The sequence below is a fragment of the uncultured Sulfitobacter sp. genome (assembly GCF_947502895.1).
Classification (GTDB): domain Bacteria; phylum Pseudomonadota; class Alphaproteobacteria; order Rhodobacterales; family Rhodobacteraceae; genus Sulfitobacter.
This window is the reverse complement of the sequence record NZ_CANNBM010000001.1, coordinates 538,179-552,269: the sequence shown is the minus strand read 5'-3', so window position 1 is coordinate 552,269 and position 14,091 is coordinate 538,179. Positions and strand designations below refer to the sequence as shown.

Sequence of the window (14,091 nt, the reverse complement as noted above, 5' to 3'; positions counted from 1 at the left end):
TCATCATAAACAAATTTTAGGAGACTTCGAAAATGGCTGCAAAAGACGTCAAATTCGGTACAGACGCGCGCAACAAAATGCTTCAGGGTGTTAACATCCTTGCAGACGCCGTCAAAGTAACCCTCGGCCCCAAAGGCCGTAACGTGGTTCTGGACAAATCGTTCGGCGCCCCGCGCATCACAAAAGACGGTGTATCTGTCGCCAAAGAAATCGAGCTGGAAGACAAGTTCGAGAACATGGGCGCACAGATGGTTAAGGAAGTTGCTTCCCGCACCAATGACGAAGCAGGCGACGGTACAACAACCGCGACTGTACTGGCCCAAGCCATCGTTAAAGAAGGCATGAAATCAGTTGCAGCGGGCATGAACCCGATGGACCTGAAGCGCGGCATCGACATGGCGACAACAAAAGTTGTCGAGGCCATCAAAGCAGCGGCACGTCCTGTCACAGACAGCGACGAAGTTGCCCAGGTCGGTACGATCTCGGCCAACGGCGAAGCGGAAATCGGTCGCCAGATCGCGGACGCGATGCAGAAAGTCGGCAACGAGGGTGTTATCACCGTTGAAGAGAACAAAGGTCTGGAAACAGAGACCGATGTTGTTGAAGGCATGCAGTTCGACCGCGGCTACCTGTCGCCATATTTTGTCACCAACTCCGACAAAATGACTGTCGAGCTGGAAGACGCGATCATCCTGCTGCACGAGAAAAAGCTGTCTTCCTTGCAGCCAATGGTTCCACTGCTCGAGCAGGTGATCCAGTCGCAAAAGCCGCTTTTGATCATTTCGGAAGATGTTGAAGGCGAAGCACTGGCGACACTCGTCGTGAACAAACTGCGTGGCGGTCTGAAAATCGCAGCCGTGAAAGCACCTGGTTTCGGCGATCGCCGCAAAGCGATGCTGCAGGACCTTGCAGTTCTGACCGGCGGTCAGGTGATCTCGGATGATCTGGGTATGAAGCTGGAGTCCGTGACCATGGACATGCTGGGTTCCGCCAAGAAAGTGCAGATCACCAAAGACGAGACAACAATTGTTGAAGGTGCAGGCGCCAAAGCCGACATCGAAGCACGTGTTGCCCAGATCCGTAACCAGATCGAAGAGACAACATCCGACTACGACAAAGAGAAGCTGCAAGAGCGCGTTGCCAAACTGGCTGGCGGTGTTGCTGTTATCCGCGTCGGCGGCATGTCCGAAGTGGAAGTCAAAGAGCGTAAAGACCGCGTTGATGATGCACTGAACGCGACACGCGCTGCTGTACAAGAAGGCGTTGTTGTTGGTGGTGGTGTTGCCTTGATCCAGGGCGGCAAATCGCTTGACGGTCTCAAGGGTGCGAACTCTGACCAAGACGTAGGTATCGGCATTGTACGTCGTGCCATCGAAGCACCTCTGCGCCAGATCGCAGAGAACTCCGGTGTGGACGGCTCCGTTGTTGCGGGCAAAATCCGCGAGAGCGACGATGTGACCTTCGGCTTTAACGCGCAGACCGAAGAATATGGCGACATGTTCAAATTCGGCGTTATCGACCCTGCGAAAGTTGTGCGTACAGCACTGCAAGATGCAGCATCGGTTGCAGGCCTGCTGATCACGACAGAAGCGATGGTTGCTGATCGTCCCGCCAAAGAAGGCGCCGGTGGCGGCATGCCCGACATGGGCGGCATGGGCGGCATGGGCGGCATGATGTAAGCACCAAGGAGGCTGTAAGGCCGACTTGTGCAAGCACGCCAGTACAAAGGGGCCCACGGGCCCCTTTGTCATGAGAATATAAGACTATTTTGCTTTATTCTTTAGCAAAACGGTCGAAAGCCAATAGGGTCTTCCACCGAGAAATGTCCCGAAAGGCAAAGGTCATGACCTGTCCTGACCGACAGCGTAAAGAGCTCCCATCGGGGGCTCTTTTTTGCATCTGACCTCTTGTCACAATTTGCTGTTAACGGCGCAGAAACCAATCTGATGGTAGCGTCACGCCAATGGACCAGCAAAGGTGAGAAATGATGCGCATGGCTGCTGCAAAAGCCGAGGCCCCAGCGGGGATCACGGCGTCTGACACACAAGACATTAACGACTTTATCTATCTGATCAGTCACGATGTGCGTGCCTCGGTACGGGCGCTGCTCGAACTGCCACAGTGGATTGAGGAAGATCTGCGCAGCGCTGGCGTGGAGATGAGCGGATCGGTGGCGCAGTCTATCGAGATGATGAACCGCCACACGGCGCGGCTGGACAGGATGCTCATTGATCTGTTGGCCTATTCGCGTGTGGGGCGGATGCAAGATGTGGAGCGGGTCGACATTGCCGCTGCCCTCGACGAAGTGTTGGGCGATCTTCTGGTACCCGATACGATGAATCTGAGCTGTAATATCGGATGTGGCCATGTTCTGATGGGCCAGCAAGACATGCTGTTGATGCTCAGCGCGTTGATTGGCAATGCGGTAAAGCATCATCATGCGCGCGTCGGCCACATTTACCTGAGCACCGCGCAAGAGGGTGATATGATGCGCCTGACAGTCTGTGATGACGGACCGGGGATTCCCGCGCGGTTTCACTCCAAAGCGATTGGCGCAATGACAACCCTGCGTCCGCGCGATGAAGTTGAGGGTACGGGTATGGGCCTGGCCAATGTTGCCAAAATCGCTGCGCATTACGGTGGCAGTCTGCATTTATCCAAATCGCGTGAGGCGGCCAGTGGCTTGCGTGTGGATGTCTATCTGCCGTCTGCGGGCGGCTGATCTGCGCGGGCGCCTGTCCAGCTGCGCGCAGACGTCCCGCTGGACCCAGCCAATTTGATCTTATTTCGGTGTTAATATTTGCTAACTAATGCGCCTCTTACGGGGGCGTATTTATGATTTGATAGCCACTATTCCCTTATCCTGATCGTGGTGGATTTAAATGGGAGAGTGGCGCAATGGCATTGCTTGCAGAGATTATCGGCCCTGACGAACGGGCGCATCCGAGTATCATAAGAACGCTGCTGCTGGACGACAGCAGCTTTGACCGCGCGCGGATCAGACGGATGAGCGGGAACACGGACCTGATGGTCGACCTGACCGAAGTATGTGACATCATGCAGATGAAAGCGGCCGTTGCGACCCGTACTTTTGACCTGATCCTGATCGACTACCGCCTGCCCGAAGGCGACGGGCTGGATGTCTTGGCGCATATCAAGCAGAGCGAGTTGAACAGCGACGCAGCCACGATCATGATTACAGGGCAGGGTGATATGCAAACGGCAGTGACAGCCATGCGCAGTGGCTGCCATGATTTCCTGACCAAGGACGCTATGACAGCAGACCAGCTGCGCTTTGCTATGGTGGGCGCGATGCAGACCGCACAAGAACACCGCGATCTGGTCGCACAGAGCGCGCATCAGCGCGAAGTGATCCGGCAGGGCCTAACAGCCGCGTTGATGGACGATGAAGTGCAAGGCACCGTTGTGTCACTGTTCAAGAATGAGTTCAGCAAAGTCATGGGGCAGAGCATATTTGCCAACCAAGATCATAAAGCGCTGGAAGCACTGCTGGCCACGCTGGATGATGATGACGAGTTCATTTTTAATTGATCCCGCGGCATCAGTTTTGACTTGGCCCTTCGCAAACAGCGGGATAGGCCGATTGCATGCGACTTATCCTGCTGACTGCCCTGACAATGTGCGCCTTTGCTGCCAATTCGGTGTTGACCCGCGCCGCTGTTGAGGGCGGGCATCTGACGCCAGCGGCCTTTGCGATTATTCGTGTGGCTGCGGGGGCTGCAATGCTGGGAGGGATTGCGCTGTGGCGCGGAGTGACTTTGCCGTTACTGCGCCGCGCGCGGATCGTAGGTGCGGTGAGCTTGACCGCCTATATGGTTGGCTTTTCGCTGGCCTATCTGACACTGGATGCAGGGCTGGGTGCTTTGATCTTGTTCGGGGTCACGCAGATCACGATGTTTGGTCATGCGGCCGTGACGGGTGCTGCCCCGACGCTGCGCCAGATCGTGGGCGCAGGGGTTGCATTTGCAGGTCTGGTTTTGGTGCTGTGGCCTGCGGGTGGCAGCGGAACAGACCCTGTGGGGGCTGCACTCATGGTACTGGCGGGGCTTGGATGGGCTGCCTACAGCATTGCGGGGCGGGGCGCGCTAGACCCTCTGGCCGCAACGGGGGCGAGTTTTGTGTTGTGTCTGCCCGTGCTGACGGTGTTGTTGGCGGCAGCAGGCCTGTCGGGCAACGCATGGGGTGTGTTGCTGGCAGTGGTGTGCGGCGCGGTGACATCGGGGCTGGGATATGCGCTTTGGTACAGTGTGCTGCGCCAAATGAGGGGCACAACGGCAGCTGTGGTGCAGCTGAGCGTGCCTGTGATCGCGATTGTTGCAGGCGCGGTTTTACTGGGCGAGGCCGTCTCGACCTTGGTCATAATTGCAACGCTGCTGGTTCTCGGGGGGATTGGCTGGGCGGTGACTGCTAAACGATAAGCGGTTCTAGCGGGTCGTACATTGGCGCGTCCGCATCCCGCCATGCAACAGCGGCAAGGCTGTCCGGCTTGACGCGCAGCGCGGCCATTTGCGCGCGTGTCACCCAACGGCGGTCGGTCACGATATCATCCACATCCTGCCAGCCATGATCGAGGGTTGGTGCGCTGGTGAGGGCGCAGCGGAAATAGACATCAACCTGATGAAAGCTGCCTTTCGGGTCATGAAATTCGTTCACCAGACAAGGGTCTCCAACAGTGATGTGCAGGCCCGTTTCCTCGAATACCTCGCGGATCAGGTTGTCGGGCAGGGCGCTGCCACGCTCGACCCCGCCGCCTGGTGCGCACATCAGATCGCTTTTGCCAGTGGGCCAAGCATTGACAAGCAGCAATCGGTTTTCGTGCATAATGATTGCGCGCACGGCGAGGCGCGGAGGGTCGGTTGGCGTCATTTTGCGCCCCTTTCAGGATCACGCAGCGTTGGGGGATTACAACGCCGCGCAGAGGTATTACATACCGTGGCATGAGATTGACCCTGATCATATCCGCCCTGTGTCTGGCGGCAAGCACCGCACTGGCGGCGGACCCGCGTTGTGTCGTGTTGCTGCACGGTCTGGCGCGCACCGAAACGTCTTTTGCCCTAATGGAAGCGGCGCTGGAGGCTGAGGGCTGGCGCGTGGTGCGGCCCGGGTACCCTTCGACCGAGGCGCCGATTGAGGAGCTGACCCGCCAGACGTTGCCCGCTGCGGTGGCCGAGTGTGGCACGCCGAAGGTGGATTTTGTGACCCATTCCATGGGCGGTATTTTGTTGCGGCAGTGGGTGGCCGAGGTCGGACCTGACCGTGTGGGCCGCGCGGTCATGTTGGGGCCGCCCAATCAGGGTAGCGAAATTATTGATGAATTGCAGGACGTGATTGCATTTGACTGGATCAATGGACCTGCCGGAATGCAGATGGGAACAGGCGAGGGATCATTGCCGCGCAGCCTGCCTGCGGTGAATTTCGAACTCGCGGTGATCGCTGGGTCCCAATCGCTTAATCCCTATTTCTCGACCCTGCTGCCAGGGCCTGATGACGGCAAGGTTGCGGTCTCTTCAACCCGTGTAGACGGGATGAGCGCACATATGACCCTGCCTGTGACCCATACATTTATGATGAACAATCCACGGGTGATCACCCAGACCGTTAATTTCCTGCGCAGCGGGCGGTTTGACCCGCAGTTGACGCTGTTGGGTGCTGTGTTGGAGCAGTTGGGCTGCCCCGAGGGCGGGTGCCTGCCTGGTGTGGAGGCTCCGAGTGCTAAGCCTTGATTTGATTGGTGCGGACGTATTGGGGCCGAGCGGGCTGCACCGTGACGGGCTGTCGTTCGCGCAAGGCGTCATCACAGATGCGCCCGTGGGCCGTGCTGTTGACCTGTCTGGCTATCTGGTGCTGCCAGGCATCGTGGACGTGCATGGCGACGGGTTTGAACGGCATCTGGCCCCGCGCCGTGGTGCGATGAAGCAGATGGCCGAAGGCTTGATTGCTGTGGAGGCCGAGCTGGCTGCGAATGGCATCACCACCGCCACGCTGGCCCAGTTCATCAGCTGGGAAGGCGGCGTGCGCGGGTTGAAGTTTGCCGAGCAGGTTTTTAGCCATTTGCGCGATGTTGCCCCTGATATGGTGACGGATTTGCGCGGGCAGTTGCGGTTTGAGACTTATCAGCTTGAGCTGTTCTCGGAGCTGCCCGCAAAGATGGAAGAATGGGGCCTGCGCTATATCGTGTTTAACGATCATTTGCCGCACGCGCGTTTGCAGGCGGGGACGCAACCACGGCGGCTGGTGTCCCAAGCACTCAAAGCGCGGCGCAGCCCAGAGACGCATCTGGCACTGATGCAATCGTTGGAGGCGTGTCGTGATGAGGTGCCATCTGCGCTGGACTGGCTCTGTGCGCAGTTGAAAGCACGCGGGATCGCGATGGGCAGCCATGATGATACGACTGCGCAGGGCCGCGCTGCATGGGCTGCGCGCGGTGTGAATGTGGCTGAGTTTCCCGAAACGCTGGAAGCGGCAGAAGCTGCGCATGGAGACGGCGGTATTGTGGTGATGGGTGCGCCGAATGTGGTACGCGGCGGCTCGCATAACCTTAATGTCTCGGCAGTGGATCTGATCGCGATGGGATACTGTGATGCGCTGGCGTCTGATTATCATTACCCCAGCGCGCGGCGGGCAGCCTTGATGATGTGGCAAACGGGGCTGCGCGATCTGGCAGGCGCGTGGCATTTGGTATCAGCGGGGCCAGCAGCCGTGTTGGGCCTGACAGACCGCGGTGTGCTGGAGACAGGCAAGCGTGCTGATCTGGTCATATTGGAGCGCGAAAGCCTGCGCGTGGCAGCGACACTGGTGCAGGGGCGCGTCAGCTATATGCACGGGGAAATCGCCCAGCGGTTTATGGGTTAAACGCCTGCCACGAGAGCTGTTTTTTCAAAATATGGCCAGAAGTTTCGAAAATTCTGTTTCGCTGTGGGGTCAGGTCTTGATCCGGTTCACATGGCCCATCTTACGACCGGTCTTGGTTTCCACCTTGCCATACAGGTGGATCGCGCAATTCGCCTCGCGGGCGAGCTGGGGGACGCGGTCGACATCATTGCCGATAAGGTTTTCCATGATCACATCGGAGTGGCGTGTGCCATCGCCCAGCGGCCAGCCTGAAATCGCACGGATGTGCTGTTCGAACTGGTCCACGGTGCAACCGTTTTGCGTCCAGTGGCCCGAATTGTGCACCCGGGGGGCAATTTCGTTCACGATCAGCCCTTGGGGCGTGACAAACAGCTCAACGCCCATCACGCCAACATAATCCAGTGTATTCAGGATTTTGGCAGCAAGCAGCACGGCATCGGTGCGCAGGCTGGCGGGGATGCGGGCAGGCACATCTGTGGTGTGCAAAATGCCGTTGCGGTGGATATTCTCACCGGGATCATAGCAGGCGACCTCGCCCTGCGGGTTGCGCGCGGCGATGATTGAAATTTCGGCAGTGAAGGTAATGAACCCCTCCAGAACTGCAGGCGCACCTGACATATCGGCCAGCGCTGTCGCCGCATCCTCGGGCGAGGCAAGGCGCGACTGGCCTTTGCCATCATAGCCGAAGCGGCGGGTTTTCAGGATAGAGGGCGTGCCGATTTTGTTGAGTGCAGCGTCAAGACTGGCAGCATCTGTGATATCGGCATATGGCGCGACCTTCAGGCCAATGCTTTCCAGAAACTGTTTCTCGACCAGACGGTCTTGGGATGTGCCCAAAGCGCGGCGGTTGGGGTGGATGGGCGTGATCGCCTCAATGATGTCCAACGCTTCGGTCGGGATGTTCTCGAACTCGTATGTCACCAGATCAACGGCGCGGGCAAAGGCGGTCAGCGCCTCTGCATCTTCATAGGGCGCTGTCGTCACTGCGTGGGCCACATCTGCGGCAGGCGGGTTTGCACCTGGCTCATAAATGTGGGTGCGCAGGCCAAGACGGCTGGCTGCGACGCTGAGCATGCGGCCAAGCTGGCCACCGCCAAGAATACCGATGGTGGCACCAGTAGGAAGGGGGTTAGTCATCTGAAGGAACTTCCGGAATTGAGGCAGAGAGGTCAGCGCGCCATGTGTCCAGGCGCGCAGCAAGTGCCGCGTCCTGAAGGGCAAGGATGCCAGCGGCCATCAGGGCGGCATTGGCCGCACCCGGCGCACCGATTGCCATGGTCGCCACGGGAAAGCCGCGAGGCATTTGCAGGATCGAATAAAGGCTGTCGACGCCAGACAGGGCCTTTGTCTGCACGGGTACACCGATCACTGGCACACGGGTCTTGGAGGCCATCATGCCGGGCAGATGCGCCGCCCCGCCTGCACCCGCGATAATTACTTGCACCCCGCGGTCAACGGCGGTTTTGCCATACTCCCACAGACGGTCTGGTGTGCGGTGGGCCGACACGATGCGGCTTTCGTAAGCCACGCCCAGCTCGTCCAGCAGGGTTGCTGCCTCGCGCATGGTGGACCAGTCGGACTGGGAGCCCATGATGATGCCGACGGGGGGATTGCTCATGTCGCTGGGGCCTTTGCGTCAGGGATGGAACGCGCACTATAGCCATCTGCGGGGGCGGGGCAATGTAGAGCCAGCGCAAATTTTGTGCAGCCGCAGGGCGCGGTTCAGGCGATGATATCGGGCGTGAGGCGATCTTCGATCTGGGCAATGCGGTCTTTGAGCCTGAGTTTTTGTTTTTTCAACCGTCGCAGCGTGAGTTGGTCTGCTGTGCCGCGTTCGGACAGAGCACTTATTGCATCATCCAGATCGCGGTGCTCGCTGCGGAATACCTCCAGCTCGACCTTGAGGACCTCGTCGGTTTTCATGGACAGATCATCGGTGACGTTCATGGGTACTCTTTCTGACTAACATTTCGCCTTTTAGTCATAAGGCTTATCGGCTTTGACGCATAGCCCTTGCACTGCTGTTGGTGAATTCCCATATTCGTATGGTACCGCTGCCGAATGTGGGGTGGTGCGGGACTGTCGCTTGAGATGAAAAGGACGTGTCGAAGATGACGAAACTGACGCTTGCCTCTTATCCCCATATGCTGGGGTTCGAACAATTGGAACGTGTGCTGGAGCGTAGCGCAAAATCCGGCAATGAAGGCTATCCGCCTTTCAATATCGAACAAACCTCTGACCGCAGCTATCGTATATCGCTGGCGGTTGCAGGGTTCTCCCAAGATGATCTGTCGATCACTGTCGAAGACCGCCAACTGGTGATCCGTGGTCGACAAAATGACGATAGCGAAGGCCGTGTGTTTTTACACCGCGGCATCGCGGGCCGCCAGTTCCAGCGCAGTTTTGTGCTGGCTGATGGTGTCGAAGTGGGCGAGGCATTGATGGAAAACGGTCTGCTGCATGTGGACCTGACCCAAGCCAAACCCGAAACCGTTGTACAAACAATCAACATCCGAAAGGGGTAGAGATATGGAAAATACCGATATGACAGGACCGCAGGACCGGACCGTATATGTCAAAACAATTCTGGTGACCGATCTGCCCCGTGAGGTGCGCGATCAGGCGCAGGGGTTGGACCAACTGTACGCTGTGCATGATGCGAAGGGCCAGCAACTGGCGCTGGTCGGTGATCGCAAGCTGGCGTTCGATCTGGCGCGCGAGCATAACTACGCGCCTGTATTGGTACATTAACGCGCTTGACGGCGCGACACATTCACAGATGTTGAAAGGGCTGCTGCAACGCGGCCCTTTTTGCATCTGGAGACTGTGTGATGGCATATGAATTTGACTGGGTGGATGCGTTCACGAACAAGCCGTTTGGCGGCAACGGCTGTGCGGTGGTGCATGGCGGTGCTGGTTTGCCTGATGATGTCTGCATGGCCTATGTGCGCGAAACTTCCTTGGTAGAATGTACATTTACCGGCCCGTCTGATGTGGCGGACATACGTGTGCGGTATTTTCTGGCCAGCCGCGAGATCCCTTTTGCCGGCCATCCGACCGTGGCTACGGTGGTGGCGCTGCGCCGTCGCGGGATGATCGGGGATGGCCCGTTGGTGTTGGAGACAGCGGCAGGTTTGGTGCCTGTAGAGGTGCAGGGCGACCGTGTAACCATGACGCAGATCGCACCTGTCTTTGGTGCGCAGGTCGATCCCGCGCTGGTCGCCGCTGTGGGCGGGGTCGCGGTGGAAGATATCGTGCATACGCCGCAGATCGTCTCTACCGGTTTGCCGTTTTGTATTACTGTGGTCAGGGACCGCGCTGTGCTGGAGCGTGTTGTATTGAATGTGGATGCGCTGGGCGCATATGCGCGCGCACTTGGCCATGACGGCATTGATATTATGGAGCCTTTCTGGGTGTGCCAGACGGGGGCAACAGATGCAGGCGATACGTTCAGCCGTCTGTTGCTGGCGCCGCCCAGCCCTGCCGAGGATGCCTTTACAGGCTCGGCTACGGGCTGCATGGCGGCTTATCTCTGGTCGCAGGGTCTGATGGATAGCCCGCGTTTTGTGGCAGAGCAGGGGCATGGCATGGGCCGTGCGGGGCAGGCGCAAGTAGAAGTGCTGGGCCCGCGAGATGCCATCACGGGCGTCAAAGTCAGCGGGCAGGGCGCCTTGGTGATGTCGGGGCAGGTTTATCTGGAATAGGGGGCCGTAGCCCCCTGATCCCGTTTTATTGCATGGAGTTCAGACCGAACATGTTGCCTTCGGTATCCATGCAGAGCACGATAAATCCGAACTCGCCAATCGAGAATTTGGGCCGGACCACTTGGCCGCCTGCATCCGCGATGCGGGCCTGTTCATTCGCGCAGTCCTCAACCGAGAAATAGACAATTGTACCGCCCACACCCGGGCCTGCGTGGGGTGACTTGGTCAGCGCGCCACCTGCGCCGTAAGCTGCCATGTCGGCGGGAAAGCTCATCATCTGGCTTTCGCCAGTAGGATCGCCCATGGCTTCCATTTGCATGCCGAGGACGGTTTCATAAAAAGCTACGGCGCGGTCCAGATCGTCTACGTAGATGTCAAACCAGCCTACTGCGTTCATCTTGGTCATGTTCAATTCCTTTGTATTGACGTTATAACCCTTGTCTAAAGTGTTGCGCAGCGTCCGTATTGTAGATTTCAGACATCGAATTTTTTTGCGTATTTTCCTGGTGTGTATCCTGTGGCTTTGCGGAATGAGTGGATGAAATGGGATTGATCGGCATAGGACCATGTGTCGTTGCCGTTTAAAGATTGCTGCAATCTCAATACTTTAAGGAAGTCATGGGGGCTGAAGCCTGTGGTGCGCTTAAGTGTGCGCTGCAACTGGCGGGGCGACAGACTGCAGACTTCGGCCATCTCGGCCACAGAATTAATATCATCCAAATGCAGAAAAATCTGTTCGGTCACGGGGTTTGGAGCGACCAGACCGCGGGCGACCAAAATATCGACCAAATCCGCCAGCGCAGTCTGGCTGTCGGTAAAACCTTTGGCGATCAGTTGTGCGTTAGTGGTGATCAGCGGCAGGTCGCCCGAATAGGGCGTGTCGACCTGACCGTGGGCGATGGCATCCAGATCAGCCTGCCAGACACCGGGCAAAAAGCGGATGTTGATAAAATGAAAGCTGCGACCAAGGTTGAACTCCTCGGATTCTGCGCGCAGCTTCGAGATGCCCGCAACCTGCGGGTTCAGCTGGTCGAACACAACATATGTGCAGGCATCGGGCAGCGCATGAAAGCGGTAGTCCTCATCCAGCGGGCCGTTTGTGTTCAGCTCAAGAAAGCGGTGTACGATCCCGCGCAGGTGGGCGGGTGGCTCGACCTCGGTGAAGGCTACGCTGTCGACAGTCTTTTGCTTGCCGTTGCCCTTTGGGTCATACATGTGCGGTCTCTTGTGTCAGGGGCGGTGGTTTCTTTTAGCGGTGATGGGCGCGCGGCGAAAGCCGCCCCGTGCGCCACGAAAAAGGCCAGCCGCAAGGGGCTGGCCTTTGATTGTCGCGTGTGATCAGGCGGATTAGCCTTTGATCAGACCCATGCTTTCCAGCTTGAGCAGGACCTGATGGGCGCAGTTGTCTACATCCACATTCTCTGTCTCGACGCTCAGCTCGGGCTTTTCGGGTACATCATAGGGGTCTGAAATCCCTGTGAATTCCTTGATCTTGCCTTCGCGTGCCAGCTTGTACAGGCCTTTGCGGTCGCGGCGTTCACATTCCTCGATTGTGGTGGCGACGTGGACTTCGACGAAGGCACCAAATGCTTCTACGTCTTCACGCACGGCGCGGCGGGTTGTGGCATAGGGCGCGATGGGCGCACAGATGGCGATACCGCCGTTTTTGGTGATCTCCGAGGCGACATAGCCGATACGGCGGATGTTCAAATCGCGGTGCTCTTTGCTGAAACCCAGCTCGGAAGACAGGTTTTTGCGCACGATATCACCGTCAAGCAATGTTACAGGGCGACCGCCTTGCTCCATCAGTTTGACCATCAGGGCGTTGGCGATGGTGGATTTGCCAGAGCCGGAGAAGCCAGTGAAGAACACGGTGAAACCCTGCTGGGCGCGTGGTGGCTTGGTGCGGCGCAATTCCTTGACCACTTCGGGGAAGGAGAACCACTCGGGGATGTCCAGACCCTCTTGCAGACGGCGGCGAAGTTCGGTGCCCGAGATGTTGAGGATCGTGACATCGTCTTTGTCTTTGATCTCGTCCATGGCTTCATACTGGGCGCGCTCGGCGACCCAAACCATGTGTTTGAAATCGACCATTTCGATGCCCATTTCCTCTTGGTGCGCGCGGAACAGCTCTTGCGCATCATAGGGGCCGTAGAAATCTTCGCCTTGCGAGTTGTTGCCGGGGCCTGCGTGGTCGCGGCCAACGATGAAGTGCGTGCAGCCGTGGTTTTTGCGGATCAGGCCGTGCCAGACAGCCTCGCGCGGGCCAGCCATACGCATGGCGAGGTTCAGCAGGGACATAGCCGTTGTTGCCTGTGGGTACTGGTCAAGGACAGCCTCGTAGCAGCGCACGCGGGTGAAGTGATCAACGTCGCCCGGCTTGGTCAGGCCTACAACGGGGTGGATCAGCAGGTTGGCCTGTGCTTCGCGCGCGGCGCGGAAGGTCAACTCTTGGTGGGCGCGGTGCAGCGGGTTGCGCGTCTGGAAGGCAACCACTTTGCGCCAGCCCATTTTGCGGAAGTAGGCGCGCAATTCGTTTGGTGTGTCGCGGCGCGATTTGAAATCATAGTGGACCGGCTGCTGGATGCCAGTTACGGGGCCGCCAAGGTACACTTTGCCGGCTTGATTGTGCAGGTAGTTCACGGCGGGGTGTGCGCTGTCGTCGGCACCGAATACCATCTCGGCTTCGCGCGCTTTGTTCGGCACCCAGTTGTCGGTGACGGTCATGGTGGCGAGGATCACGCCTTCTTGGTCGCGCAGGGCGATGTCCTGACCAACTTCCAGTGATGCCGCGAAATCTTCGGACACGTCCAGCGTAATGGGCATGGGCCACAGGCTGCCATCTGCCAAACGCATGTTTTCAACAACGCCTTCATAATCCGCCTGAGACAAGAACCCTTTGAGCGGGTTGAAGCCACCGTTCATCAGCAGTTCCAGATCGCAGATCTGGCGTGGGGTCAGATCGTGGCTGACCAGATTGCCTGCGTCCACTTTCAGCTTTTGCGCGGAATCGTAGGAAACATAGAGTTCGGGGATCGGAGAAAGGTTGTGTTCCATTAGTTTGGTCCTGTTATTGAGGGGCGTCAGGCCCGAGGTCGTGCCAGTCAGTTCAGCATGTAATGCGTCGTATTCCATAAATTTTCTGGCTAAGAATTGATCGGTAAGGCGGTTCTTTTCCGCCGCACCGCGCGTGGTGATCGAATAGGCAAAACGCGCGCGTTTGTCGGGGCCTGCACGGTCGCTGATCTTGACCAGCCCCGCATCGGTGGCCGAGCGCAAAAGCGCATTCAACCGCCCCAGTGAAATACCGATTGCCGTAGCCATCCCGCGCTGGGACGCATCAGGTGCGCTGTCCAGCTGCCGCAGCAGGCGGAACATCTGGTCCTCCTGCTCGGAGATGATTTTGGCGGGCGACATTGCCATCGGTACGACTCACGTATTGTTCACGGATGAACGTATGCGTCGAAAGATGTGTTCATGAAAGAACAAACTTTTGTGATAGGCGGCGTTTCGC

Annotated in this window: 16 protein-coding genes; 9 read left to right on the top strand and 7 right to left on the bottom strand. The window is 58.0% G+C overall.

Annotated features, from left to right (window positions below):
- The first annotated feature begins 32 nt into the window (after positions 1-32).
- From groL to Q0903_RS02645, 4 genes are all read left to right on the top strand, one after another.
- The gene (gene groL, locus Q0903_RS02660; RefSeq protein WP_299024867.1) at positions 33-1,679 is read left to right on the top strand and encodes a chaperonin GroEL; all 1,647 of its coding nucleotides are present in this window, start codon (positions 33-35) and stop codon (positions 1,677-1,679) included.
- A gap of 314 nt (positions 1,680-1,993) precedes the next feature.
- Positions 1,994-2,722, top strand: a complete 729-nt coding sequence (locus Q0903_RS02655; protein ID WP_299412631.1) for a HAMP domain-containing sensor histidine kinase — start codon at positions 1,994-1,996, stop codon at positions 2,720-2,722.
- A 176-nt stretch (positions 2,723-2,898) separates the two neighbouring features.
- Complete coding sequence (locus Q0903_RS02650; protein WP_299412629.1) at positions 2,899-3,552, top strand: response regulator; 654 nt, start codon at positions 2,899-2,901, stop codon at positions 3,550-3,552.
- A gap of 56 nt (positions 3,553-3,608) precedes the next feature.
- Positions 3,609-4,439 (top strand): DMT family transporter, encoded by an 831-nt coding sequence (locus tag Q0903_RS02645; protein WP_299412627.1) that lies wholly within the window; start codon positions 3,609-3,611, stop codon positions 4,437-4,439.
- On the opposite strand, the gene Q0903_RS02640 is transcribed toward Q0903_RS02645, so the two are convergent.
- Positions 4,429-4,887, bottom strand: a complete 459-nt coding sequence (locus tag Q0903_RS02640) for an NUDIX hydrolase (protein ID WP_299024859.1) — start codon at positions 4,885-4,887, stop codon at positions 4,429-4,431. The genes Q0903_RS02645 and Q0903_RS02640 overlap by 11 nt on opposite strands.
- A 71-nt stretch (positions 4,888-4,958) precedes the next feature.
- On the opposite strand from Q0903_RS02640, the gene Q0903_RS02635 reads away from it, so the two are divergent.
- Both Q0903_RS02635 and Q0903_RS02630 read left to right on the top strand, forming a co-directional pair.
- Positions 4,959-5,744 (top strand): alpha/beta fold hydrolase, encoded by a 786-nt coding sequence (locus Q0903_RS02635; protein ID WP_299024858.1) that lies wholly within the window; start codon positions 4,959-4,961, stop codon positions 5,742-5,744.
- The gene (locus Q0903_RS02630; protein ID WP_299412625.1) at positions 5,731-6,873 is read left to right on the top strand and encodes an alpha-D-ribose 1-methylphosphonate 5-triphosphate diphosphatase; all 1,143 of its coding nucleotides are present in this window, start codon (positions 5,731-5,733) and stop codon (positions 6,871-6,873) included. The genes Q0903_RS02635 and Q0903_RS02630 overlap by 14 nt, the downstream gene beginning before the upstream one ends.
- A 69-nt stretch (positions 6,874-6,942) precedes the next feature.
- Here Q0903_RS02630 and Q0903_RS02625 read toward each other — a convergent pair whose 3' ends face one another.
- The 3 genes from Q0903_RS02625 to Q0903_RS02615 form a co-directional block, all read right to left on the bottom strand.
- Complete coding sequence (locus Q0903_RS02625) at positions 6,943-8,010, bottom strand: 5-(carboxyamino)imidazole ribonucleotide synthase (RefSeq protein ID WP_299412613.1); 1,068 nt, start codon at positions 8,008-8,010, stop codon at positions 6,943-6,945.
- Positions 8,003-8,491 carry a 5-(carboxyamino)imidazole ribonucleotide mutase gene (gene purE, locus Q0903_RS02620; RefSeq protein WP_299024853.1) on the bottom strand — a complete coding sequence of 163 codons (489 nt, stop codon included), beginning with the start codon at positions 8,489-8,491 and terminating at the stop codon, positions 8,003-8,005. The genes Q0903_RS02625 and purE overlap by 8 nt, the downstream gene beginning before the upstream one ends.
- Before the next feature lie 104 nt (positions 8,492-8,595).
- Positions 8,596-8,820 (bottom strand): YdcH family protein, encoded by a 225-nt coding sequence (locus Q0903_RS02615; RefSeq protein ID WP_299024851.1) that lies wholly within the window; start codon positions 8,818-8,820, stop codon positions 8,596-8,598.
- A gap of 164 nt (positions 8,821-8,984) precedes the next feature.
- On the opposite strand from Q0903_RS02615, the gene Q0903_RS02610 reads away from it, so the two are divergent.
- The 3 genes from Q0903_RS02610 (at position 8,985) to Q0903_RS02600 (ending at position 10,577) form a co-directional block, all read left to right on the top strand.
- A complete protein-coding gene (locus Q0903_RS02610; protein WP_299024849.1) occupies positions 8,985-9,398 on the top strand; it encodes an Hsp20 family protein in 414 nt (137 codons plus the stop codon).
- 4 nt (positions 9,399-9,402) lie between these two features.
- A complete protein-coding gene (locus Q0903_RS02605) occupies positions 9,403-9,624 on the top strand; it encodes a DUF1150 family protein (protein ID WP_299024847.1) in 222 nt (73 codons plus the stop codon).
- A gap of 80 nt (positions 9,625-9,704) precedes the next feature.
- Positions 9,705-10,577, top strand: a complete 873-nt coding sequence (locus tag Q0903_RS02600; RefSeq protein ID WP_299412609.1) for a PhzF family phenazine biosynthesis protein — start codon at positions 9,705-9,707, stop codon at positions 10,575-10,577.
- 25 nt (positions 10,578-10,602) lie between these two features.
- On the opposite strand, the gene Q0903_RS02595 is transcribed toward Q0903_RS02600, so the two are convergent.
- The 3 genes from Q0903_RS02595 to Q0903_RS02585 all read right to left on the bottom strand — a co-directional run bounded on the left by Q0903_RS02595 (position 10,603) and on the right by Q0903_RS02585 (position 14,000).
- Positions 10,603-10,983 carry a VOC family protein gene (locus tag Q0903_RS02595; RefSeq protein ID WP_299024843.1) on the bottom strand — a complete coding sequence of 127 codons (381 nt, stop codon included), beginning with the start codon at positions 10,981-10,983 and terminating at the stop codon, positions 10,603-10,605.
- A gap of 68 nt (positions 10,984-11,051) precedes the next feature.
- Positions 11,052-11,792, bottom strand: a complete 741-nt coding sequence (locus tag Q0903_RS02590) for an AraC family transcriptional regulator (protein WP_299412605.1) — start codon at positions 11,790-11,792, stop codon at positions 11,052-11,054.
- Between the two features lie 132 nt (positions 11,793-11,924).
- Entirely contained in the window at positions 11,925-14,000 is a 2,076-nt protein-coding gene (locus tag Q0903_RS02585; protein WP_299024839.1) for a bifunctional sulfate adenylyltransferase/adenylylsulfate kinase, read from the bottom strand.
- Positions 14,001-14,091: the final 91 nt, after the last annotated feature.

Coding starts and splice junctions, on each gene's coding strand:
- Q0903_RS02590 (WP_299412605.1), bottom strand. CDS start 11,792: ATGTATGACCCAAAGGGCAACGGCAAGCAAAAGACTGTCGACAGCGTA.
- Q0903_RS02640 (WP_299024859.1), bottom strand. CDS start 4,887: ATGACGCCAACCGACCCTCCGCGCCTCGCCGTGCGCGCAATCATTATG.
- Q0903_RS02655 (WP_299412631.1), top strand. CDS start 1,994: ATGGCTGCTGCAAAAGCCGAGGCCCCAGCGGGGATCACGGCGTCTGAC.
- Q0903_RS02635 (WP_299024858.1), top strand. CDS start 4,959: ATGAGATTGACCCTGATCATATCCGCCCTGTGTCTGGCGGCAAGCACC.
- Q0903_RS02625 (WP_299412613.1), bottom strand. CDS start 8,010: ATGACTAACCCCCTTCCTACTGGTGCCACCATCGGTATTCTTGGCGGT.
- Q0903_RS02600 (WP_299412609.1), top strand. CDS start 9,705: ATGGCATATGAATTTGACTGGGTGGATGCGTTCACGAACAAGCCGTTT.
- Q0903_RS02605 (WP_299024847.1), top strand. CDS start 9,403: ATGGAAAATACCGATATGACAGGACCGCAGGACCGGACCGTATATGTC.
- Q0903_RS02610 (WP_299024849.1), top strand. CDS start 8,985: ATGACGAAACTGACGCTTGCCTCTTATCCCCATATGCTGGGGTTCGAA.
- Q0903_RS02645 (WP_299412627.1), top strand. CDS start 3,609: ATGCGACTTATCCTGCTGACTGCCCTGACAATGTGCGCCTTTGCTGCC.
- Q0903_RS02595 (WP_299024843.1), bottom strand. CDS start 10,983: ATGACCAAGATGAACGCAGTAGGCTGGTTTGACATCTACGTAGACGAT.
- purE (WP_299024853.1), bottom strand. CDS start 8,491: ATGAGCAATCCCCCCGTCGGCATCATCATGGGCTCCCAGTCCGACTGG.
- groL (WP_299024867.1), top strand. CDS start 33: ATGGCTGCAAAAGACGTCAAATTCGGTACAGACGCGCGCAACAAAATG.
- Q0903_RS02585 (WP_299024839.1), bottom strand. CDS start 14,000: ATGGCAATGTCGCCCGCCAAAATCATCTCCGAGCAGGAGGACCAGATG.
- Q0903_RS02650 (WP_299412629.1), top strand. CDS start 2,899: ATGGCATTGCTTGCAGAGATTATCGGCCCTGACGAACGGGCGCATCCG.
- Q0903_RS02615 (WP_299024851.1), bottom strand. CDS start 8,820: ATGAACGTCACCGATGATCTGTCCATGAAAACCGACGAGGTCCTCAAG.